Below are 21,733 nucleotides of genomic sequence, written 5' to 3' on the forward strand. Positions count from 1 at the left end.
CGCCGGACATGGTCACCGTCGCCCTCGTCGTCGTCCTGCTCCTGGCGCTCGCCGTCGGAGCCGTCCTGGTCGTGACGCGGCGCACGCCGACCGCGCTCGAGCGTGAGGCCGCCGTCGACGCCCGTGCCCGCAGCGCGGTCGCGGAGGAGGAGGAGCTGTCCGTCTCCGCCGTGGAGCAGCGGGAGGCCGCGGACCGCGAACGTCCACTCACGCCCGCCGAGCGCGAGGTCCTGCGCGACCGGGCGGCCGACGAGCGGCCCGAGCGCTAGCGCGGCACGGAGCCGCCCGCGCGCGCGGCAGCGTCCGCCGCGTCCGCGCCCGTCCTGGTGGTGAGCACCGACGCGGCCCCGCCCGCCGTCGCGCGTCGCACGAGCCACGGGGTCACCGCGCGCAGCCCGGCGACGATGCCGTAGGCGCGCGGCACGTACCGCTCGGGGCGCCGACCCAGGCCCGCGGAGCGGATCGCCTCGGCGGCCCGCTCCGGCGTGGAGACGAGCCAGCGCGTCCGCGGGTTTGCGACGAGCTCCTCGGCCGGGAAGCCCTCGGTGGCCACGAAGCCCGGGAGCACCAGGCCGACGTGGACGCCGTGCAGGCGCTCCTCGGCGTAGAGCGCGTCGGACCAGCCCGCCAGCGCGAACTTCGAGGCGCTGTACGCGCCGCTGCCCGCGCGCGACACGCGGCCGGCCGTGCTCGACACGTTGACGATCGCGCTGGGCGCGGAGCGGCGCAGCAGCGGCAGGAGCGCCTCGGTGAGCCGCAGCTGCGCGTCGAAGTTCAGGTCCATCGTCCGTCGCACGTTCGCGTAGCCGCCGTCCGCGAACGTCGCGCGCCACGCGGCGCCCGCGTTGTTGACCAGCAGGTCGAGCCGGCCGTGGTGCTCCTCGACGTGCGCGCGGATCCGTCCCGGCGCGTCGTCGTCGACGAGGTCGGCCGCGATCCAGGAGGCCGCCGGCCCGATGCTCGCCGCCAGCGCGCGCAGCCGCTCCTCGCGCCGCGCGACGAGGATGACGCGGGCGTCGGGCTCGCGGGCGAGCAGACGCGCGGTCGCCTCCCCGATCCCGCTGGACGCCCCGGTGATGAGGAACACGCGCTCGGCCATGGCCGGGAGCCTACGCCCCGCGCGCGGCGGCCCGATCGGCGACCGCGCCCCGGAGCGCGGCGCGGACCGTCTCCATGTCCGCGCCCTTCTCGACGTAGCGGTCGGCGCCGACCTCGCGGGTCAGGCCCTCCATCCGGTCCGCCGAGAAGCCGCTGAACACGACGATCACCATCGCGGGGGCGGCGGCGCGCAGCAGCGGGATCGCCTGCAGCCCGTCGATGCCGGGCATCGACAGGTCCAGCAGGATCCCGTCGGGCTGCTCGCGCCCGACGAGCTCGACGCACGCCTGGGCCTCCCCGGCCTCCCCGACGACGGTCATGTCCCCGTCCTCCTCGACGCCGAAGCGCATCAGCGTGCGCAGTTCGGGCACGTCGTCGCAGAGCACGATCCGCAGCGGTCCCGCGGTCATGTCGGGGTCTCCGTGTGGTCGGGGAGCGTGAAGCGGAAGTCCGAGCCGCCGTCGGGGGCGTGCAGGACCCGGATGACGCCGCCGTGTGCCTCGACGGCGCGCTTGCACAGCGCCAGGCCGATGCCGCTGCCCGCCCGGTCGCGCCCGGCGCCGCGGCCGCGCCCGAACATCGCGAAGATCCGCCGGGCGGCCTCGTCGTCGACGCCGATGCCGTTGTCGACCACGGAGATCTCCCAGGCGTCGTCGAGTCGCCGGGCGCCGACGCGCACGTGCGGGGTCCGGTCCTCGCGCCGGAACTTCACCGCGTTGGCGAGCAGGTTCTGGAGCACCTGGCGCAGCAGCGACGCGTCCCCATGGACGACCGGCAGCTCCCCGAGCTCGACGTGGGCCCCCGCGGCCTCGACGCTCGCGGCGATCCGGGCGAGCGCCTCCCCGGCCACCTCGGCGAGGTCGACCTCCGCCCCCCCGGCGGTCCCCGCGCCCGCGCGTGCGTACCGCAGCAGGTCGTCGATCAGGGCCTGCATCCGGCCGACCGCGCCGACCGCGTTGTCGATGAACTCGACCGACGTGTCGTCGAGCTGCCCGGCGGTGCGCCGCCGCAGCAGGCCGAGGTACCCGTCGACGATCCGCAGCGGCTCGTGCAGGTCGTGCGACGCGACGGACGCGAACTGCTGGAGCTCCGCGTTGGAGCGCTCGAGCTCGCGCAGGGCCGCCTGCAGCTCGCCCGCGGCGGCGTGCCGGGCGCTGACGTCGCGCATGATCGCGGCGTGGAAGCGTCGGCCGTCGTGCACGTCGCTGGCCAGCGTCAGCTCGACGGGGAACTCGCTGCCGTCACGGCGCAGGCCGATCACCTCGACCGGGCCCCGACCGACGACGCGTCGCTCGCCCCCGTCCGCAACCCGTCGCAGACCGGCATGGTGCGCGTCGCGCAGCCGCTCGGGGACGATCGTCGTGACGGGTCGGCCGACGGCCTCGTCGGCCCGCCAGCCGAAGATCTGCTCGGCCGCGCCGGTCCACATCGTGATCGTTCCGGTCTCGTCGGCGATGACGATCGCGTCGCCGACGGCGCGGACCATCGTGAGCAGGAGCGTCTGCGGCTCGACCGGCAGGACGGTCGGGGCGGCGGGTGACGGATCCGGTTCGGGACGACGCATGGCGAAGGGGTTCCCGTGGTCGTGATGATGCCGATGGTCCCCGCGCGAGGCTAGCAGGGAGCCGGCGCGCCCGGCCAGGGGTCTGGACACAGGTCGGGCCTATACTCCAGGGCACCTTCCGGACCCCCGAGGAGTCTGTCTGTGCAGGAAATGGTCATCTACGGCGTGAGCTTCGACATGGTCGGCAAGCAGCCGATCGTGCTGCTCAAGACCGTCGACAGCAACAAGTTCCTGCCGATCTGGATCGGGCACCCCGAGGCCGCCGCGATCCTCATGAAGCTGCAGGGCGCGACGACGCCGCGGCCGATGACGCACGACCTGCTCGTGGACATGCTCGGCGAGCTCGAGGTCAAGTGCGCCAAGGTCCAGGTGACCGAGCTGCGCGACAACACGTTCTTCGCGTCGATCACGCTCTCGGCCGGTGGTCGCGAGGTCGAGATCGACTCGCGCCCCAGCGACGCGCTCGCGCTCGCGGTGCGCTCCGGTGCGCCCATCTTCGCCGCGGACGAGGTCATCGCCGAGTCGGCGATCGAGTTCGAGCACGAGGTCGAGGACACCGAGGAGGTCGTCGACCGGTTCAAGGACTTCCTGGACCAGGTCAGCCCCGAGGACTTCCTCGGCGGCGAGTAGGTCGTCGCGGGCGCCCGCCCCGGGCGCCTCAGTCGAGCGCGAGGCCGACGATCCGGCCGATCAGCTCGTCGAAGCCGATGCCGGCCGCCTCGGCGGCGAGCGGCATCAGCGACGTCTCGGTCAGCCCGGGGACCGCGTTGGCCTCGAGCACGGTCAGCTCGCCGGTCGCGTCGTCGCGCATGAGGTCGACGCGCGAGAAGCCTTGGCAGCCGAGCAGGCGGTGGACCGCCAGCGCGAGCTCCTGGGCCTGCGCCGTGGTCTCCGCGGGCAGGTCGGCGGGGCACACGAACGTCGTGTTGCCGATGTTGTACCGGGCCTCGAAGTCGTAGGCCCCGGCGTCGGCGGGGATCGCCTGCACGACCGGGAGCGCCTCGTCGCCGAGCACCGACACGGCGAGATCGGTGCCGGTGACGTGCCGCTCGAGCAGGATCTTCGTCGAGTAGGAGAAGCCGGCGACGAGCGCGCCGGGGACGGCGGCCGCGTCGGCCGCGAACTTGATGCCCAGCGCCGAGCCCTGGTCGGCCGGCTTGACGACGAGCGGGAAGCCGAGCCGCTCCTCGATCGCCCCGAGCGCCTCGGCCGCGCCGAGCTCCTTGAACGCGGTCTCGTTGAACGACAGGAAGTCGGGTGTCGGGATCCCGGCGTCGCGCATCGCGTGCTTGGCAAGCACCTTGTCGGTGCAGCGGATGCACGCGCTGACGCCCGAGCCGGTGTATGGGATCCCGAGGACCTCGAGCAGCTCCTGCACGGTGCCGTCCTCGCCGTCGCGGCCGTGCAGCGCGACGAACGCGACGTCCGGATCGGCGGCGCGCAGCCGCGCGACGAGGTCGTGCCCGACGTCGATGCCCACGACCCGGTGGCCGCGGCGCTCCAGCGCGTCCTCGACACGGGCGCCCGAGGTCAGGGAGACGCCGCGCTCCAGCGAGCGGCCGCCCTTGAGCACCGCGACCGACAGCTTCGGCCGGCCCACGCGGCTCAGCTCCGCTCGCCGCGGCGGGCGGCGTCCTCGCCGGAGCGTCGCGGCAGGTGCAGCACGTCGGCCAGCGACGGGTCGGGCGCGGCCGCGGGCGGGGCGGGCCGCGACCGGCGCCCGCCGGTGAGCGTGTCGAGCAGGTGCAGCTGCTCGGCGACGACCTCCCCGATGCGGCGCACGCCCTCCTGCAGGTCGTCCTCGCCGACCCCGGAGAAGTTCAGGCGCATCGACCGCTCGCCGCGCCCGTCGAGGTACGCGGCCCGGCCGGGCACGAACGCGACGTTGCGCGTCAGCGCCTTGGCGAGCAGGTCGGTGGTGTCCAGGCCCTCGGGCAGCGTCGCCCAGACGAACAGGCCGCCGGCGGGATGCGTCCAGGTGGCGTCCGCCGGGAAGTCGGTGGCGAGCGCGTCCAGCAGCGTGTCGCGACGGCGCCGGTACAGGTCCTTGATCTGCTGGATGTAGGCGGGCCAGCGACCGGTGCGGAAGTACGTGGCGACGAACAGCTGCGCGAACGTCGTGGAGCACAGGTCGGTGCCCGCCTTCGCGACGTTGAGCTTCTGCAGCACGGGGCGGGGCGCGGCGGCCCAGCCGACCCGGGCACCGGGGGAGAGGATCTTCGAGAACGTGCCGAGGTAGATGACGAACTGCCCGCCGTCCAGCGCGTACAGCGTCGGCAGCGGGTCCCCCTCGTAGCGCAGGACGCCGTAGGGGTTGTCCTCCAGTACGAGCAGCTCGCGCTCCTGCGCGATGTCGACGAGCCGGCGGCGGCGGGCCAGCGACATCGTCGCGCCGCCGGGGTTCTGGAAGTTCGGGATCGTGTAGATGAACTTCGGCCGGCGGCCCTGCTTCTCGAGCGCGTCGAGCGTCTCCTCGAGCAGGTCGATCCGCATGCCGTCGGCGTCGATCTCGATCTGGTGCAGGTCGGCCTGGTAGGCGGCGAAGGTCGGGATCGCCCCCGGGTAGGTCGGCGCCTCGGCGATGACGACGTCCCCAGGATCCACGAGCGTCTTGCAGACGAGGTCGATCACCTGCTGGCCGCCGGTGGTGACGAGCACGTCGCCGGGATCGACCGGGGTGTCCTCGGCGGCCATGACCTCGGCGATCGCCTCGGACAGCTCGGCGATGCCCTCGGTGGGCCCGTACTGCAGCGCCCGCGCGGTGCCCTCCGCGGCGACCATCGACATGATCTGCGCGAAGTCCTCGGCGGGGAAGGTGGAGGTGTCGGCCAGGCCGCCGGCGAGCGAGATGACCTCGGGCCGCTCGGTGATCGCCATCAGGTCCCGCATCGCGGAGGACTTCATCGCCTTGGTGCGCTGGGCGAAGAGGCCCGCGTAGCGCTCCAGATCGCGCGAGGACGAGCCCTGGGGCGGGCGGCCGGATGCGCCGGAGCCGATGCGGTGGGGCATGTCCTTCGGTTCGCCGCGCCCGGGGCGCGGACCTTCTTCCTCTATGGTCATGCGGCCTCCAACGGTAGCGATCCCTCTCATGCGCGCCCTTCTCGACAGCCTCCAGGGCGCCGGCCTCGCCGGTGCCGCCGGACTCCGACCGTTCCTTCCCGCGCTCGTCGCGGGACTGTGCGCGAGCGCGGATCTCGGCCTCGACTTCGACGACACCGACTTCGCCTTCCTCGAGGCGCCGTGGTTCCTGGCGCTGCTCGCGGTGCTCGCGATCGCGGCGCTCGTCGTGCAGCTCCGCGGGATGGTGCCCGGGGTGCGCGTCCAGTCCGCGCTCAGCGGCGTCGGGGTCGGTCTCGGCGCGCTGCTGTTCGCGGGCTCCCTGGACGACCGCTTCGCGACCTGGTGGCCGGGCATCGTCGGCGGCATCGTCGCCGCGCTGATCGCCGGGGCCGCGGCCCGCGCCCTGCTCGCCCGCACGAGCGCGCGACTGGACGCGCAGACCGCCACGACGCTGCCGCTGTACGCGGAGGGCGCCGCGATCGTCCTGGCGGGCGGGGCGATCCTGCTGCCGCCGCTGGGCCTCGTCGGCGTGCTCGGCCTCGGGTACCTGTACCTGCAGGGCCGCCGTCGCGAGGGCGAGAAGTACGCGGGGCTGCGGATCCTGAAGTGAGCGCGCGCCCGCGCAAGCTCGTCCTCGCGGTCATCGACGGGCTCAAGCCGAGCGCGCTGGAGAAGGCGGTCGCCGACGGCCGCGCCCCGGTGCTCGCGACGCTCATCGACCGCGGCACCTACGTGGACGACTGCTGCGCGGCGTTCCCGAGCGTGACGCCGTGCTGCGCGGCGACGATCGCGACCGGTCGCCGGCAGGACGACCACCGCATCGCCTCGATGAACTGGTACCACCGCGACGAGCGCCGCTACGTCGAGTACGGGTCGAGCTTCGGCGCCGCCCGGCGGATCGGCATCGCCAAGCAGCTCGGCGACCTCATCTACCGGATGAACCACGAGCACCTGCCGGCCGACGTGCCGACCGTGTTCGAGCGGCTCGACGACGCGGGCGTGCGCACGGCCGGCACGACCTACCTGTTCTACCGCGGCCGCCACGAGCACCAGCCGTCGAAGGAGTCGCCGATGAGCCGGCTCGCGACGACGGTCATCCGCAAGCCGGTCAAGGGCCCCCGGGAGCTGTTCTACGCCGACCTGTTCGCGAGCCGGGAGACCGGCTGCTGGTCGCGGCTGGGGATGCCCGGCCTGCGCGACCAGCACACCGGCTGCGTCGGGGCGTACCTCGTCGAGCACGACCTCTGCGACTTCATGCTGTTCTCGCTGCCGGACAACGACACGCACTCCCACGAGCACGGTCCCGACGCGCAGGTCGCGTCGATCGCCGAGGCCGACCGGCAGCTGGAGCGGCTCGTCCACGCGGGAGGCGGGATCGACGCGTTCCTCGCCGAGCACGCGGTGATCGTCGTGGCCGACCACTCGCACGCCCTGGTCGAGAAGCGGATCGACTTCTTCGAGGGCTTCGCCGACTACGCGGTCCTGCCCGCCAACGGGGCGCGGCCCGACCGCGCGGAGATCGCGCTGTGCCCGGCCCAACGCAGCGCGATGGTCTACGGCCTGGTGCCCGAGGCGCGCGCCACGCTGCTGCCGCGCCTGGTGGCGACCGCGCGGGGGATCGACGGGGTCGACGTCGTCATGTGGCGGGCCTCCGACGGGACCGCCGCGGTGGCGCGCGGCGTCGGCAACGGCGGCCCGGTCCCGGCGGGCGAGCTGCGCTTCGCGCCCGGAGACGGGCCGCGCGACACGCGCGGGGAGTCCTGGATCGTCGAGGGCGACCTCGACGTGCTCGAGCTGCGCGTGCAGGACGGGCGGATCGCCTCCGACGCCTACCCGGACGCGCTGGCGCGGATCTGGGCCGCGCTGTCGTGCGCGACCTCCGGCGACCTGCTGCTGTCGGCCGCCGCCGGACGCGAGTTCCCCGACTGGGGGGACAGCGACCACGTCGACGCCGGCTCGCACGGGTCGCTGCACGCCGACGACTCGCTCGGCGCGCTCATCTACTGCGGCGTCGAGCCGCCACCGGAGCGGGCCGAGGGTCCGGCCGCGGGATCGCGCTGGTCGGGCTGGTCGATCGCCGACATCACCCCGATGGCGCTGCGCCACTTCGGCGTCGAGCCCTGAGGCGCGGCGGGCGCGCGCCCGCGTGCCGCTACCCTCCAACGCAGATGTCCGCCCCCGGGTCCGAGGTCGCGCACACCGAGCCGGTCCCGCAGCTCCCCAGCGCGGGTCGGCTGCGGGCTGCGGTGCGCCAGCCGTCCAACTGGATGGAGCTCGTCCGCTTCGGCGCGGTCGGGGCGAGCGGCTACGTCGTCAACCTCGGGGTCTTCGCGGCCGCCGTGCACGCCGGTGGCATCGACTACCGGATCGCCGCGGTGCTCGCGTTCTTCGTCGCGGTCGCGAACAACTTCTTCTGGAACCGGCACTGGACCTTCGACGCCCGGGACGGCCACGCCGGCTTCCAGGCCGCGCGGTTCTTCGTCGTGAGCGTCGGGGCGTTCCTCGTCAGCCTCGCCGTGCTCGAGCTGATGGTCGTCGTCGCCGACGCGCCCGAGGTGCTCGCCCAGGCGGTCGCGATCGTCGTCGCCACGCCGTTCAACTTCGTCGGCAACAAGCTCTGGAGCTTCCGGCGGTGAGGCGCGCCGCGACCGGTGTCGCGGTGCTCCTCGCGGTCCTGCTCGGGGCGCCCGCCGCGGGCGCGCAGCAGGCCGGCTCGGCCGGCTCGGCCACCACGACGACCGCGACGGCCCCGGCCTCCGGGGCGCCCGCGGTCGCGACGCCGTCGCAGAAGCCGGACGAGCTCGTGCCGCCCGGGGTGCTCGACCGCAAGCCGGCCGGGCACCGGCTCGACGGCTACGGCGCGATCGACCTCGCCAAGGCGGTCCCGAAGGTCCGGGCCGAGCTCCGCGGCAAGCGCGACGCCTACCCGGGCGTGTACCTCAAGGGCCCGACCCGCTGGCAGGTCGGCTACTACCTGCCCTCGCGCGGCGGCGACCCGCCGAAGGAGATCGCGCAGGTGACGATCGACGACCGCTCCGCGCGGGTGGTCGAGGCGTGGACCGGCGACCAGGTGGCATGGACGATGGCGCGCGGCTACCCGGGCGCGTTCGGCCGCAAGGTCAACTCGCCGTGGGTGTGGATCCCGCTGACCGTCCTGTTCGTCGTGCCGTTCCTGCAGCCGCGCCGGTGGCGGCGGATGGTCCACCTCGACCTGCTCGTGCTCGTCGCGTTCGGCGTGTCGGTCGCGTACTTCAACGACGCGCAGATCGACGTGAGCGTGCCGCTCGTGTACCCGCTGCTCGTCTACCTGCTGCTGCGCATGCTGTGGATCGGGCTGCGGCCCGCGCGCGCCGCCGACCCGCAGGACGCCGACCCCGCGCGGCGGCGCGACGTGCCGCTGCTGGTGCCGGCGACGTGGCTGGCGGTCGCGACGATCTTCCTGGTCGGCTTCCGCATCGGGCTGAACGTCACGTCCTCGAACGTCATCGACGTCGGCTACGCGGGAGTGATCGGGGCGCAGAAGCTCGTCGACGGGGACCCGCTCTACGGCACGTTCCCGAAGGACAACGAGCACGGTGACACCTACGGGCCGGTCGTCTACGCGGCGTACGTGCCGTTCGAGCAGGTGCTGCCGTGGAGCGGCCGCTGGGACGACCTGCCCGCCGCGCACGCGGCGTCGATCGCGTTCGACCTCGCGGCGCTCGTGCTGCTGTTCCTGCTGGGCCGTCGCGTCCGCGGACCGGGACTGGGGATCGCGCTCGCCTACGGGTGGGCCGCCTACCCGTTCACCCTCTACGCGATGAACTCGGGGTCCAACGACTCGCTCGTCACCGCGCTGCTGCTGGCCGCCCTGCTCGCGGCAGGGCCGGCGCGGCGCGGCGCGGCGGCGGCCCTGGGCGGCCTGTCGAAGTTCGCGACGCTCGCGCTCGTCCCCCTGTTCGCGCTGCACGAGCGGCGCCTGCGGCCGGTCGTGCGGTTCGGCCTGGCGTTCGGGGCGTTCGCGCTGCTGGCGATGGCCCCGATCCTGCTCGGCGGGGAGTCGCTGCGCACGATGGTCGACCGCACGCTCGGCTTCCAGGCCGATCGCGAGTCCCCGTTCTCGATCTGGGGGATGTACGAGCTGGGCGGGCTGCAGCGCGCGTGGCAGCTCGTCGCGGTCGGGCTGGCGCTGCTGCTGCCGCTGGTGCGCCGCCGCGGCGACACGGTCGGACTGGCCGCGTGTGCCGCCGCGATCGTGCTCGCGCTGCAGCTGGGGGTGACGCACTGGTTCTACCTCTACCTCGTGTGGGTCGCGCCGCTGGTGCTGCTGGCCGGGCTCGGCCGGGAGCTCGTGCCCGCCGCCGCCCCCGAGCCCGCGCCGGCCGCGACCCCCGCCCCGCAGCGCGATGCGGGCCCGGGCGTCGTCGACCCGCGCCCCGCCACGGGCGGCGCCCCGTCGGTCGCGCCGGCGTGAGCCACGCCGGCCGGCTGCTGCCGGCGCTCGCGCTGGCGGTGACGTTTACGCTCGTCACGACCGTCGGGCCGCTGGCGGACGACTCGATCAGCGACCTGTTCGTCTACCGCACCTACGCGGACGCGGTCCTTCACGGGGCGCGCCCGTACGCGGACCTCGGGTTCGAGTACCCGCCCCTGGCGCTCGGGCCGCTCGTCCTGCCCGGGATCGGGGGCGCGTCGGCGGACGCGTTCGCGTGGCGGTTCGGGGCGCTGATGCTGCTCGCGGCGCTGGTCGTGCAGGCGCTCGTCGGCGCGCTCGGGGGCCGCCGGGCCGCGTGGCTGCTCGTCGCCCTGCCGCTGCTCACCGGGGCGCTGCTGCGGACCCGGTTCGACCTCGTGCCGGTGGCGCTGCTGCTCGGCGGGCTCGTGCTCGTCGCCCGCGACCGGCCGACCGCCGGGCTCGCCGTGCTCGGCCTCGGCACGGCGACCAAGCTCTTCCCGGTCGTGGCGGCCGCGCTCGTGCTCGTGCACCTGGACGCCGTCGGCCGTCGCCGCGACGCCGTGCGCGGCGCCGTCGCCTTCGCGCTCGTGCTGGCCGCGGCCTGCCTGCCGTTCGCGGGCCCCGGGTTCCTGGACCAGTTCCGCTTCCACCTCGAGCGGCCGGTGCAGATCGAGTCGACGCCCGCCTCCGTGCTGTGGGCGCTGGGCGACTCCGCGGTGACCGGCGACCCGGTGCGCCCGGACCGGTTCAAGAGCAACGGCCTGGACGGCGGACCGGCCGACCTCGTCGCCGCGCTGTCCGCGGTCGCGCTCGCCGCGACGCTGCTGGCGGTGGCGGTCCTCACGCACCGGGCGCGCGACCGGCCCGGCACCGTCGACCGCGCCGTGCTCGCGGGGCTGCTGGCCTTCGTCGCGCTCGGCAAGGTCCTCTCCCCGCAGTACCTCGTCTGGCTGCTGCCGCTCGCCGCGCTCGCCTGGACGCGCGGGGACCGCGGCCCCGCGGTGCTGGTGACCCTCGCGGCGGTCGCCACCCTCGCGTACTTCCCCGGCGACTACTTCGCGCTCGTCGACGGGGACGGCGGGACGTTCGCGCTCGTGGCGGCCCGCAACGCGCTGCTGCTCGCCGCGACCGTCCTGGCGGTCCGGGCGCTCAGCCGCCCAGCGGCGGCGTCCACGGCAGCAGCACCTGCTCGATCGCGTCCGCGCGCCGCGGCTGCGACGCCCGCACCACCACCGCGTTGATCCACGGGTCGTCGTCGCTGGTCTCGAACCGCACGCGCATCTGCGACACGAGCGACTCGATCGCCTGCTCCTTCTTCACGCCGATGACGCCGCCGCGCGGGCCCGTCATGCCGACGTCGGTGCAGAACGCGGTGCCGCCGGGCAGGACGCGCGCGTCGGCGGTCGGCACGTGCGTGTGCGTCCCGACGACCGCGGTGACGCGCCCGTCCAGGTACCAGCCCATCGCGACCTTCTCGCTCGTCGCCTCGGCGTGGAAGTCGACGAGCACGTGGTCGCACTCCTGCTCCAGGCGGGCGACCTCGGTCTCGGCCTCGCTGAACGCGTGCCGCCCGGTCTGCAGGAACACGTTGCCCTGGAGGTTCAGCACCCCGAGCCGCAGGCCGTCGCGCTCGACGACGCAGGACCCCTTGCCGGGCTGGCGCCGCAGGAAGTTCGCGGGGCGGATCACGCGCTCGGCCCGCTCGAGGTAGGGGAAGACCTCGCGGTGGTGGTAGGTGTGGTTGCCGAGCGTGATCACGTCGACGCCGGCCGCGAGCAGCTGGTCGGCGATCTTGGGCGTGATGCCCAGGCCGCCCGCGACGTTCTCCGCGTTGACGACCACGAACGTCGGCGCGTAGCGCTCGCGCAGCGTGGGGAGGAGGCCGAGGAGCGTGCGGCGGCCGAGCGCCCCGACGACGTCCCCGACGAACAGGATCGTGGCGTCGGTCACCCCCGTAGTCTCTCCGATGGTGCCCGCCTCCGCCGCCACCCCCGCCATCGCCGCCGACGGGATCGTCATGACGTACGGGGACCGGGAGGCGGTCCGGGGCGTGTCGTTCGCCGCCGCGCCCGGCGAGGTCGTCGCGATCATCGGGCCCAACGGGGCGGGCAAGACGACGCTGCTGTCGATCGTCGGCGGCCTGCGCGCCCCGACCGCCGGGTCGATCAGCCGCCCGCCCGCCGAGGTCGGCTGGGTGCCCCAGCAGCCCGCCGTGTACCGCAAGCTCTCGGTGCGGGAGAACCTGCGGCTGTTCGCGCGGCTGGAGCGCGTCGGCGATCCCGACGCGGTCGTCGCGCGGATGCTCGAGCAGACCGGTCTGGCCGACCGGGCCGAGGAGGAGCTCGGCCGCCTGAGCGGCGGCAACCAGCAGCGCGTGAACATCGCGATCGGCCTGCTCGCCGACCCGCCCGTGCTGCTGCTGGACGAGCCGTCCTCGTCGCTGGACCCGCGGCAGCGCGAGCGGCTGTGGGAGTTCATCACCGGCCTCGCGCGCGATCCGCAGCACCCGACCGCGGTCGTGTTCTCGACGCACAACGTGCAGGAGGCGGAGCGGTTCGCCGACACGATCCTCGTGCTGGCCGACGGCGAGCTCCTGTTCTCGGGCTCCCCCGGCGCGCTGGTCGAGCAGGTCGGCGGCGGCGAGCGGGACTTCGAGGCGGCCTTCGTGCGGTTCCTGCGCGAGCGGGGGCACTGAGCGACCGCCGTGCGCTGGCTCCTCGTCAAGGACCTGCAGATCCTGCGGCGCTCGCCGCTGCTGGTGGTGCTGCTGGTCGCCTACCCGGTGATCATCAGCGTGCTGATCGGGCTCGCGCTCTCCAAGGGGCCGGACAAGCCGACGATCGCGTTCGTCAACAACGTGCCCGCCGGGGAGTCGCAGTTCTCGCTGGGCGGCGAGACGCTGGACGCGGCCAGCTACGCCGACGAGCTCTTCACCTCGGTCGATCCGATCCGGGTGAAGACCCGCGCGGAGGCGGTGAAGATGGTCCGCGACGGCGAGGTGCTCGCCGCGCTGATCGTGCCGCCGGACGCGACCGAGAAGCTCCGCAAGGCGCTGTCGCTGTCGGGCTCCCCGGATCTCCCGACGCTCGAGGTGATCTACAACCAGGAGGACCCGGTCAAGGCCGAGTACGTCGAGTCGACGATCAAGGCCCGGCTCGCGGACGCGAACAAGGCGCTCAGCGACGAGCTGACGAAGATCAGCGGCGGCTACCTCGACATCCTGCTGCGCGGCGGCAGCTTCCGGATCCTCGGCCAGGGCTTCGACGTCCTCGGTCTCCAGCGCACCAAGCAGGTGCTCGAGGGCGTCCGCGCCGGCCTGCCGCGCGACGACCCGGGCCGCCCGGCGCTCGACCAGGTGATCCGCTTCGCCGGCCTGGCGATCGACAACCTCGACTTCTCCGACGAGATCCTCGGCGCGATCGGCGAGCCGATCAAGGTCAAGCAGACCACGCTCGACGGGGCCAGCACGCCCCTGGACCGCTTCGCGATCGCGATCGCGGTGACGATCTCGCTGATGTTCGTGACCGTGCTGCTGGCGAGCGGGATGCTCGCGCTGGAGCGGGAGGAGCACGCCTTCGGCCGGCTCGTCCGCGGCCTGGTGTCGCCGGCGACGCTGGTCGCGGAGAAGGTGGCGCTGAGCGCGCTGTGCTCGGTGGTGGTGACGCTGGTGATGCTCGGCGGCCTGGCCGTCTTCGTGTCGCTGGACCTCGCGCGCGCCTGGCTGTGGCCGACCGCGCTCGTGCTCGGCGGCCTGGCCTTCGGGGCGATGGGCGTCGCGCTCGGGGCGCTGGCGCGCGAGGTCCGGGCCGCGTCGCTGCTGGCTTTCCTGCTGTCGCTGCCGATCGCGTTCCTGGCGCTCGTGCCCAGCGGCGCGGTGAGCGACGGGCTGTTCGACGTCATCCGCGTCGTCAGCGCTCTGTTCCCGTTCAAGCCCGCGCTCGCGGCGGTGGACGGCGCGGTCAACGCCGCCGACGGCCTGGGCGGGGCGCTCGCGCACCTGGCCGCGCTGACGGTCGCCTACGCGGTCATCGCGCGCGTCGCGCTGCGCCGCTTCGCCTGAGGTGGCAGGCTGCCGGTCCCGTGCCGTTCAACCGCCCGATCAGTCCCCGCCTGCGCCTCGACGGCGAGCGCACCGCGATCCGCCCGTTCGCGGCGCGCGACCTCGACGACCTGCTCGCGCTGCGCCAGGCCAACCGCGCGTTCCTGGAGCCGTACGAGTCGACGCGCGACGCGCGCTTCTACACGGCGGAGGGCCAGTCGCGCGAGCTGCGCCTGGACCGGGAGGCGTGGACGACCGGGCAGGGCTACGGCTTCGCGATCCTCGACACGACCGGTGAGGTCGACCGGCTGATCGGCCGGATCGCGGTGGCGAACGTCGTCCTGGGCTCGTGGCGCAACGCGACGATCGGCTACTGGGTCGACGAGGGCTCGGGCAGCCGCGGCCACGCGACCGAGGCGGTCCGGCTGGTGCTGCGGTTCTGCTTCGAGGAGCTGGGGCTGCACCGCGTCCAGGCGGCGGTGATGCCGCACAACGAGCGGTCGCTGCGGGTGGTCGGCAAGTGCGGACTGCGGCAGGAGGGCGTCGCGCTCGGCTACCTGGAGATCAACGGGCGCTGGGAGGACCACGTGATCTTCGCGATGACGCTGGAGGAGTGGCGGGCGCAGCAGTCTTGATCCGTGACCATACGGTGCCGTATGGTCACGCCATGACGGCGTCCGAGATCACCCTCACCCACGTCGGCGGCCCGACCCTCCTCATCGAGGTCGGCGGCTGGCGCATCCTCACCGACCCCACGTTCGACCCCTCCGGCGGGCGCTACTTCTTCGGCTGGGGCACCTACTCGCGCAAGCTCGCGGCGCCCGCGGTCGCCGCCGCCGACATCGGGCCGCTCGACGCCGTGCTGGTCAGCCACGACCACCACGAGGACAACCTCGACGGCGAGGGCCGCAAGCTCCTGCCCGGGGCGGGGACCGTCATCACGACCGTCCCCGGGGCCGGGCGGCTCGGCGGCTCGACCGTCGGCCTGGTCCCCCTGGCAGACCACGACGCTCGAGGCGCCCGGGAAGGTCCCGATCGAGGTCACCGCCACCCCGTGCCGCCACGGACCGCCCGGCAGCAAGCCGATCGTCGGCCACGTCATCGGCTTCGCGCTGCGCTGGGAGGGTCAGGAGCACGGGGTCCTGTGGATCAGCGGCGACACCGTCCTCTACGACGGCGTGCGCGAGGTCCCCTCGCGGCTGGACGTCGGCACCGCGGTCCTGCACCTCGGCGGCGTGACGTTCCCGTGGCTCTCCGGGCCGCTGCGCTACACGATGAACGCGGCCGAGGGCCTGGAGATGACGCGGCTGCTGCGCCCCCGCACGGTCGTCCCGATCCACTACGAGGGCTGGAAGCACTTCCGCCAGGGCCGCCCGGCGATCGAGCGGACGTTCGGCGCGGCGAGCGACGTGCCGGCGCCCACGTGGCTCGCGCACGGGACGCCTGCGACGATCGCCGTGTGAGCGCCCGTCGCCCGAGCAAGGACCCCCAGGACTGGATCGACGCCGCCCTCGCCGCCGTGGAGGAGGGCGGCCTCGCCGCCGTCGCGGTCGAGCCGCTCGCGCGGCGCCTGGGCGTCACCAAGGGCAGCTTCTACCACCACTTCGCCGACCGGCCGGCCCTGCTGCGCGCGATGCTCGCCGCCTGGGAGGACCGCTTCGTCCGCGCCCAGCAGGTCGAGTTCGACGCGATCCCCGATCCGCGCGAGCGGCTGCACCGCCTGCTGCACCTCGCCTACGTCGACCTGCGGCCGACCGTGATCGTGCGGCTGCTCGCGGCGGTCGACGACCCCGACGTCGCGCAGGCGCTCGCCCGCGCGGCCGAGGTCCGGATCGGGATGCTCGAGCGGACCTTCCGCCAGCTCGGCCTGCCGCCGGCGCGCGCCCGTCACCGGGCCGCCGCCACCTACGGCGCCTACCTCGGCCTCGCGCAGCTGCGCACGCAGGTGCCGGATCTCTTCGACTCCCCGCGCGCACTGCGGGCGCACGTCCGCGACCTGGAGGCCGCGCTGCTGCACGACCTCCCGGACCCGGCGGCGGCGAGCTAGTCCCCGTCGCCCTCGCCGCCGACGGGGGCCGGCTGGTCGCCGACCTCCTTCCAGACCGCCTTGGCGCCGGCGTGCCCGGTGCGCACGTCCCAGACGGTGGCGGTCACCGCGCCGAGCAGCACGAGCGCCGCCAGCGGGGTGGCCAGGCGCTGCAGCCAGGCGCGCCCGGCGCCGTAGCGCAGCGCGCCGATCCAGGCGGCGGTCAGCGCCGCGAGCGCGATCGCGATGTTGCGGAACTGCTCGCCCAGCTCGGTGTGCTCCTCGACCAGGGCGGTCTCGACCACGCGGCGCTCGAGCTTCTCGCCGCTGCCCGCGGCGAGGATGCACAGCCCGGCGAGCACGATCGCGAAGCCGACGAGCGGCAGGCCCCACCGCTCACGCAGTCCGGGCTTCAGGACGAGCAGGACGACGCACAGCAGCAGGACGGGGGTGAAGACGAGCGGCGCGTGCACCAGGAGCGGATGCGCGGGCAGCCCGAAGAGCTTGTCGATCTCCATCGGGCCACCGTACGGCGGGCCGGGTTAGCGGAGGGCAAAGATCGGTCCGCCCCCGGCCGCGCGCTACGCTCGGAGCACCGTGCCGTTCCCGCAGCACCGCCCCCGCCGGATGCGCGCGACCCCCGCGCTGCGCTCGCTCGTGCGCGAGACGACGCTCGCCCCGGGTGATCTCGTCCTGCCCCTGTTCCTCCACGAGCAGGACGGTCGCGCGCCGATCGGCGCGATGCCGGGCGTGGACCGCCTGGGCGTCCAGGACGCCGTCGACGAGTGCGGGGAGGCGGTCCGCCTGGGCCTCGGCGGCGTGCTCCTGTTCGGGATCCCGGACCACAAGGACCCGCAGGGCACCCAGGCCTACGCGCCCGACGGGATCGTGCAGCGAGCCACCCGCGCGATCAAGGCGGCGCACCCCGACCTGCTCGTCATCACCGACGTGTGCCTGTGCGAGTACACCGACCACGGGCACTGCGGGCACGTGCAGGAGGACGGCACCGTCGACAACGACGCGTCGCTGGAGCTGCTCGTCGCGACCGCGGTCTCGCACGCACAGGCGGGTGCCGACGTCGTCGCGCCGAGCGACATGATGGACGGGCGCGTCGGCGCGATCCGGGCGGGCCTCGACGCCGCCGGCCACCCCACGACACCGGTCCTCAGCTACTGCACGAAGTACGCGAGCGCCTACTACGGGCCGTTCCGCGAGGCGGCGGACTCGACCCCCGCCTTCGGCGACCGGCGCAGCTACCAGCTCGATCCCGCCAACGGGGACGAGGGGGTGCGCGAGGCGCTCCAGGACGTGCAGGAGGGCGCCGACATGCTCCTCGTCAAGCCGGCGCTGCCGTACCTGGACCTGATCTGGCGCGTCAAGGAGGCGACCAGGATGCCCGTCGCCGCGTACAACGTGAGCGGCGAGTATGCGATGGTCAAGGCGGCTGCGGCCGCCGGGCACATCGACGAGCGCGCCGTCGTGCTCGAGACGCTGACGTCGATCCGCCGCGCGGGCGCCGACGTCGTCATCACCTACCACGCGAAGGACGCAGCGACATGGCTGACGTGACCCCCACCGAGTCGCCGGACGGCATCTCCGACGACACGTCCAAGCTGAAGATCCGCGAGCGCAAGGACGGCGCCGCCGTCCCGCTCAGCGAGCTGGACCGCCGGATCCTCGACCTGATGCAGGGCCAGTTCCCGCTCGACACGCACCCGTACGCGCGCGTCGCGGAGAAGGCCGGCTGCTCGGAGGCCGAGCTGCTGGCGACGATCGAGCGGCTGCTGAAGGACCGGATCATCCGCCAGGTCACCCCGATCTACGACACGCGCGCGCTCGGCTACGGCTCGATGCTCGTCGCCGCGAAGGTCGATCCGGAGCACACCTGGCGGCCCGCGAAGATCATCAACTCGCACCCCGGGGTCAGCCACAACTACCTGCGCAACCACGAGTTCAACATGTGGTTCACGCTGGCGGTGGAGGAGGACTCCAAGCTCGGCCTGCAGGGCACGCTCGACGTGCTGCAGGAGCTCACGGGCGCCGAGTCGATCCGGCAGCTGCCGACGCTGAAGCTCTTCAAGATCCGCATGGACCTCGAGATGAGCGGCGACACGGACTCCCTGTCCAAGCAGGGCGTCGCGGAGGACCCGGTCGAGCTCGACAAGGTCCCCTACGACGACCTCGACCGCGCGGTCATCCGCGAGACGCAGGGCGACCTGCCGGTCGTCAGCGAGCCGTACGCGCAGGCCGCGGCGCGGCTGGGCATGACGCAGACGCAGCTGCTCGACCACCTCGCCGGCATGCAGGAGCGGGGCATCCTGCGGCGCGTCGCCGCGATCCTCTACCACCGTCGCGCCGGCTTCTCCGCCAACGGGATGGGCGTCTGGAAGGTCCCGGACGACAAGATCATGGAGATCGGCCCGGCGATGGCCGCGTTCCGCGGGATCAGCCACTGCTACCAGCGCCCGACCTACGAGGACTGGCCCTACTCCGTCTTCACGATGGCGCACGGCCGCTCCAAGGAGGAGTGCGACGCGGTGCTCGACACGATCGCGGAGAAGACCGGGATCACCGAGCGGGCGACGCTCTACTCCTCGACGGAGTTCAAGAAGATCCGGCTCCTCTACTTCACCGACGACTTCCGCACCTGGGAGCGCGAGCACGCCGGTGTCTGACGCGGGCTGACCACGGGCCCGCGGGTCGTCTACGGTGGACGGCGATGGCGATCTCCCTCCGTGACACCAAGAGCGTCGATCACTACGCGCGCGCACTGCAGTACCTGCCGGGGGGTGTGAACTCCCCGGTCCGGGCGATGCGGTCGATCGACCGCACGCCGCTGTTCGTCGACCGCGCCGAGGGCGCCGAGCTCGTCGACGTCGACGGCAACCGCTTCGTCGACTACGTCTGCTCGTGGGGCCCGCTGATCCACGGCCACGCCCACCCCGAGATCCTCGCGGCCGTGCAGGCCGCGGCGGTGAAGGGCACGACGTTCGGCGCCCCGACGGTGGGGGAGGTCGACCTCGCCGAGGAGGTGGGCCGCCGCGTCCCGTCGGTGGAGATGCTGCGGATGACCTCCTCGGGCACCGAGGCGGCGATGAGCGCGATCCGCCTGGCGCGCGCGGCGACCGGTCGCGAGAAGCTGCTGAAGTTCGCGGGTGCCTACCACGGGCACCTCGACGGGCTGCTGGCCGAGGCGGGCAGCGGCCTGGCGACCGCGGGCCTGCCGGCGAGCCCCGGCGTGCCGCAGGGCGCGACCGCGCAGACGATCATCGTCCCGTGGAACGACGGCGAGGCCGTGGTCCGCGCGACCGAGGAGCACGAGTTCGCGGCGGTCCTCGCGGAGCCCTATCCGGCGAACATGGGCCTGACGCCGCCGCACGAGGGCTTCCTCGAGCTGCTGCGCGACCGCGCCACCCAGAACGGCGCGCTGCTGGTGTTCGACGAGGTGATCAGCGGCTTCCGCGTCGCCCGCGGCGGTGCCCAGGAGCTGACCGGCGTCCTCCCGGACATCACGGTGATGGGCAAGGTCATCGGCGGCGGGCTGCCCGCCGCGGCCTACGGCGGCTCGCGCGAGCTGCTGCAGCGGATCGCCCCGGCGGGCGACGTCTACCAGGCGGGCACGCTCAGCGGGAACCCCCTGGCGGTCGCCGCCGGCCTGCAGACGCTGCGGATGCTCGACGACGGCGCCTACCTGAAGCTGCGCTCGACGACCGACCGCCTGGCGGCGGGCCTGCGCGAGGCGGCGGGCGACCGGCCGGTGCAGGTCCAGTCGACCTGCGGCCTCGTGACCGTCTTCTTCTCCGAGGAGCCCGTGACGGACTACGAGAGCGCGAAGGCGTGCGACCTGGCCGCGCACGCGGCGTGGTGCCGCGAGCTGCTGGCGCGGGGCATCTACCCGCCGCCGTCCCAGTTCGAGGCGTGGTTCCCGTCGCTGGCGCACACGCCGGAGCACCTGGACCGCACGCTCGAGGCGGCGGCGGCCGCGTTCGCGGAGGTCCTGTGAGCGGTCACCCGACGCTCGTGCGCCTCGCCGAGGCGGCGCGCGCGGACCGGGACCTGCTCGCCGCCGCGGTCGTGGACCCCGATCCGGGCGCGGGCGCGCCGCTGGGGGATGCGGCGGCCGCCGGCGCCGGGCCGCACGGCGAGGACCTCGCGTTCGTCGTCGAGGCGGTCCGCGAGGGCTACCTGCTGCACCATCGGCCCGCGCAGGCGCGGATCGTCGCCACCGACGACCTCGATCTCGCGCTCCTGGCGGGTGACCGGCTCTACGCCCTGGGCCTGGCCCGCCTGGCGGAGCTCGGGCTCGTCGACGCGGTCGGCGAGCTGACCGACGTGATCGCCCTCTGCGCGGGCGCGCACGCGGCGGGCGAGGAGGAGCTGGCGGACGCGGTCTGGGAGGCCGGGGTGGCGGCCCTCGCGCACGGCTCCTCGGACGCCCTGCGCGCCGCAAAGGATCGGGCCCGAACGGTTTCTCCGTCCGCCGCAGGCGCCCTCCGCGCCGCGGCGCGCCAGCTTCCGCAGGATCTGGCGCGCTGAAGCGGAAAGCTGCGCGGGTGGGACGAGCGGACCCCTATCGTTTACCGAGCGATAAGGTTCCCGGGCTCATCCGAGACCGACCCCCGACGCGCAGAGGCGCGCTGAGGAGAACGCAGTGTCCGAAGACCGCAGGAAGACGAAGTCCAACTCCACGCTCGACCGGGGGATCCCGGGCGCCTTCGAAGGCGAGACGGTCACCCGTCGTCGCTTCATGACCGGAACGGCCCACGTGGCCGGCGGTGTCGCGGCGTCCGCGTTCCTGCTGCCCGCCCTGGGCTTCGCGGTCGGCCCCATCTTCGACGAGCACGAGCAGCCGTGGCAGGACGTCATCGCGCTGGACGAGCTCCCGGACGACTCCTACATCCCGAAGACGATCACGCTCGTGACCGGCGTCGGCCAGGCCGGCAAGTCCACGGTCTACCTGCGCAAGCGCAACGCGTCGATCGACAAGGAGCCGGAGGACCAGTACAACCAGGTCATCGCGCTGTCGACGCGCTGCATGCACCTCGGCTGTCCCGTCCGCTACGTCTCCGCCGCCGAGCGCTTCATCTGCCCGTGCCACGGCGGCGTCTACGACTTCACCGGCGCCGTCGACGGCGGCCCGCCGGTGCGGCCGCTTGACCGCTTCTACACGCGGATCACGCAGGCCGGTCGTGTCGAGGTCGGTCCGCGGTTCTCCGTGAACGACGAGCTCGACCGCTTCTCCCCCGCGACCCGGGCGAGCCGCTCGACGGCGTGGGGCAGTACCTGTACCCGTCGCGTCCATCGATCCGCAAGCTCGACGAGTAAGAACGCATGCCCAAGCTCAAGCTCCCCCTCCCGCCCATCCCGGACAAGGTCGTCCCGCTCCCGAAGCGGCCCGGCCAGCCCAAGCAGGGCCCGGTCGACCTCGCCAAGGAGGCCGGCATCTCCGCGGTCGACTGGGTCGACGAGCGGACCAGCCTCTCCGGCGCCGCCCGCTGGATGATGTTCCGC

At 73.9% G+C, this 21,733-nt stretch carries 23 protein-coding genes and 1 pseudogene; 17 read left to right on the plus strand and 7 right to left on the minus strand.

Annotated elements, in window-relative coordinates:
* Window positions 1-8: 8 nt before the first annotated feature.
* Window positions 9-269 (plus strand): hypothetical protein, encoded by a 261-nt coding sequence (locus GKE82_RS14965; protein ID WP_107567675.1) that lies wholly within the window; start codon window positions 9-11, stop codon window positions 267-269.
* Here the strand turns inward: GKE82_RS14965 and GKE82_RS14970 are convergent.
* Genes GKE82_RS14970 through GKE82_RS14980 form a run of 3 tightly spaced genes read right to left on the minus strand, consistent with a single transcriptional unit; the run spans window position 266 to window position 2,662 of the window.
* Window positions 266-1,099 (minus strand): SDR family oxidoreductase, encoded by an 834-nt coding sequence (locus GKE82_RS14970; protein ID WP_107567677.1) that lies wholly within the window; start codon window positions 1,097-1,099, stop codon window positions 266-268. The genes GKE82_RS14965 and GKE82_RS14970 overlap by 4 nt on opposite strands.
* Before the next feature lie 10 nt (window positions 1,100-1,109).
* Window positions 1,110-1,508, minus strand: a complete 399-nt coding sequence (locus GKE82_RS14975; protein WP_107567678.1) for a response regulator transcription factor — start codon at window positions 1,506-1,508, stop codon at window positions 1,110-1,112.
* A complete protein-coding gene (locus tag GKE82_RS14980) occupies window positions 1,505-2,662 on the minus strand; it encodes an ATP-binding protein (RefSeq protein ID WP_154733845.1) in 1,158 nt (385 codons plus the stop codon). The genes GKE82_RS14975 and GKE82_RS14980 overlap by 4 nt, the downstream gene beginning before the upstream one ends.
* Before the next feature lie 150 nt (window positions 2,663-2,812).
* On the opposite strand from GKE82_RS14980, the gene GKE82_RS14985 reads away from it, so the two are divergent.
* A complete protein-coding gene (locus tag GKE82_RS14985) occupies window positions 2,813-3,292 on the plus strand; it encodes a bifunctional nuclease family protein (RefSeq protein ID WP_107567683.1) in 480 nt (159 codons plus the stop codon).
* Between the two features lie 28 nt (window positions 3,293-3,320).
* Here the strand turns inward: GKE82_RS14985 and GKE82_RS27140 are convergent, their stop codons facing one another.
* Both GKE82_RS27140 and GKE82_RS14995 read right to left on the minus strand, forming a co-directional pair.
* Entirely contained in the window at window positions 3,321-4,262 is a 942-nt protein-coding gene (locus GKE82_RS27140; RefSeq protein ID WP_196189244.1) for a D-alanine--D-alanine ligase, read from the minus strand.
* Between the two features lie 5 nt (window positions 4,263-4,267).
* Window positions 4,268-5,722: a PLP-dependent aminotransferase family protein gene (locus GKE82_RS14995; RefSeq protein ID WP_230316181.1), complete on the minus strand. Its 1,455-nt coding sequence runs from the start codon at window positions 5,720-5,722 to the stop codon at window positions 4,268-4,270.
* A 28-nt stretch (window positions 5,723-5,750) separates the two neighbouring features.
* Here GKE82_RS14995 and GKE82_RS15000 point away from each other — a divergent pair, with 28 nt between their 5' ends.
* The 5 genes from GKE82_RS15000 to GKE82_RS15020 are packed head-to-tail and all read left to right on the plus strand — an operon-like array spanning window position 5,751 to window position 11,398.
* Window positions 5,751-6,332 (plus strand): DUF4126 family protein, encoded by a 582-nt coding sequence (locus GKE82_RS15000; protein WP_158276678.1) that lies wholly within the window; start codon window positions 5,751-5,753, stop codon window positions 6,330-6,332.
* Entirely contained in the window at window positions 6,329-7,846 is a 1,518-nt protein-coding gene (locus tag GKE82_RS15005) for an alkaline phosphatase family protein (protein ID WP_309233617.1), read from the plus strand. Before GKE82_RS15000 ends, GKE82_RS15005 begins: the two co-directional genes overlap by 4 nt.
* 44 nt (window positions 7,847-7,890) lie before the next feature.
* A complete protein-coding gene (locus tag GKE82_RS15010) occupies window positions 7,891-8,358 on the plus strand; it encodes a GtrA family protein (RefSeq protein ID WP_154733847.1) in 468 nt (155 codons plus the stop codon).
* Entirely contained in the window at window positions 8,355-10,175 is a 1,821-nt protein-coding gene (locus GKE82_RS15015) for a glycosyltransferase 87 family protein (RefSeq protein ID WP_154733848.1), read from the plus strand. Before GKE82_RS15010 ends, GKE82_RS15015 begins: the two co-directional genes overlap by 4 nt.
* Window positions 10,172-11,398, plus strand: a complete 1,227-nt coding sequence (locus GKE82_RS15020) for a glycosyltransferase 87 family protein (RefSeq protein WP_154733849.1) — start codon at window positions 10,172-10,174, stop codon at window positions 11,396-11,398. The genes GKE82_RS15015 and GKE82_RS15020 overlap by 4 nt, the downstream gene beginning before the upstream one ends.
* Here GKE82_RS15020 and GKE82_RS15025 read toward each other — a convergent pair.
* Window positions 11,307-12,107 (minus strand): TIGR00282 family metallophosphoesterase, encoded by an 801-nt coding sequence (locus GKE82_RS15025; protein WP_309233618.1) that lies wholly within the window; start codon window positions 12,105-12,107, stop codon window positions 11,307-11,309. The two genes, GKE82_RS15020 and GKE82_RS15025, sit on opposite strands and share 92 nt — an antisense overlap.
* A gap of 16 nt (window positions 12,108-12,123) precedes the next feature.
* On the opposite strand from GKE82_RS15025, the gene GKE82_RS15030 reads away from it, so the two are divergent.
* The 5 genes and pseudogenes from GKE82_RS15030 (at window position 12,124) to GKE82_RS15050 (ending at window position 16,243) form a co-directional block, all read left to right on the plus strand.
* Window positions 12,124-12,852 carry an ABC transporter ATP-binding protein gene (locus tag GKE82_RS15030; protein ID WP_107567698.1) on the plus strand — a complete coding sequence of 243 codons (729 nt, stop codon included), beginning with the start codon at window positions 12,124-12,126 and terminating at the stop codon, window positions 12,850-12,852.
* A gap of 9 nt (window positions 12,853-12,861) precedes the next feature.
* Window positions 12,862-14,217 carry an ABC transporter permease gene (locus GKE82_RS15035; RefSeq protein WP_154733850.1) on the plus strand — a complete coding sequence of 452 codons (1,356 nt, stop codon included), beginning with the start codon at window positions 12,862-12,864 and terminating at the stop codon, window positions 14,215-14,217.
* A 20-nt stretch (window positions 14,218-14,237) separates the two neighbouring features.
* Complete coding sequence (locus tag GKE82_RS27145) at window positions 14,238-14,831, plus strand: GNAT family N-acetyltransferase (RefSeq protein ID WP_196189245.1); 594 nt, start codon at window positions 14,238-14,240, stop codon at window positions 14,829-14,831.
* Between the two features lie 32 nt (window positions 14,832-14,863).
* Window positions 14,864-15,659, plus strand: a pseudogene (locus tag GKE82_RS31475) (MBL fold metallo-hydrolase).
* A complete protein-coding gene (locus tag GKE82_RS15050) occupies window positions 15,656-16,243 on the plus strand; it encodes a TetR/AcrR family transcriptional regulator (protein WP_196189246.1) in 588 nt (195 codons plus the stop codon). Before GKE82_RS31475 ends, GKE82_RS15050 begins: the two are co-directional and overlap by 4 nt.
* Here the strand turns inward: GKE82_RS15050 and GKE82_RS15055 are convergent.
* Entirely contained in the window at window positions 16,240-16,740 is a 501-nt protein-coding gene (locus GKE82_RS15055; RefSeq protein WP_154733853.1) for a DUF2231 domain-containing protein, read from the minus strand. The two genes, GKE82_RS15050 and GKE82_RS15055, sit on opposite strands and share 4 nt — an antisense overlap.
* 109 nt (window positions 16,741-16,849) lie before the next feature.
* On the opposite strand from GKE82_RS15055, the gene hemB reads away from it, so the two are divergent.
* From hemB to GKE82_RS30845, 5 genes are all read left to right on the plus strand, one after another.
* Window positions 16,850-17,791 carry a porphobilinogen synthase gene (gene hemB / locus GKE82_RS15060; protein WP_154735185.1) on the plus strand — a complete coding sequence of 314 codons (942 nt, stop codon included), beginning with the start codon at window positions 16,850-16,852 and terminating at the stop codon, window positions 17,789-17,791.
* A complete protein-coding gene (locus GKE82_RS15065; protein ID WP_107567713.1) occupies window positions 17,779-18,897 on the plus strand; it encodes an Lrp/AsnC family transcriptional regulator in 1,119 nt (372 codons plus the stop codon). The genes hemB and GKE82_RS15065 overlap by 13 nt, the downstream gene beginning before the upstream one ends.
* Before the next feature lie 44 nt (window positions 18,898-18,941).
* On the plus strand, window positions 18,942-20,225 hold the full coding sequence (gene hemL, locus GKE82_RS15070) for a glutamate-1-semialdehyde 2,1-aminomutase (RefSeq protein WP_107567715.1): 1,284 nt from the start codon (window positions 18,942-18,944) through the stop codon (window positions 20,223-20,225).
* The gene (locus GKE82_RS15075) at window positions 20,222-20,758 is read left to right on the plus strand and encodes a hypothetical protein (protein ID WP_107567717.1); all 537 of its coding nucleotides are present in this window, start codon (window positions 20,222-20,224) and stop codon (window positions 20,756-20,758) included. The genes hemL and GKE82_RS15075 overlap by 4 nt, the downstream gene beginning before the upstream one ends.
* 115 nt (window positions 20,759-20,873) lie before the next feature.
* Entirely contained in the window at window positions 20,874-21,725 is an 852-nt protein-coding gene (locus GKE82_RS30845) for a Rieske 2Fe-2S domain-containing protein (RefSeq protein WP_309233620.1), read from the plus strand.
* Window positions 21,726-21,733 lie beyond the last annotated feature (8 nt).

It is taken from the genome of Conexibacter sp. W3-3-2, assembly GCF_009707605.1.
Lineage (GTDB): Bacteria > Actinomycetota > Thermoleophilia > Solirubrobacterales > Solirubrobacteraceae > Paraconexibacter > Paraconexibacter algicola.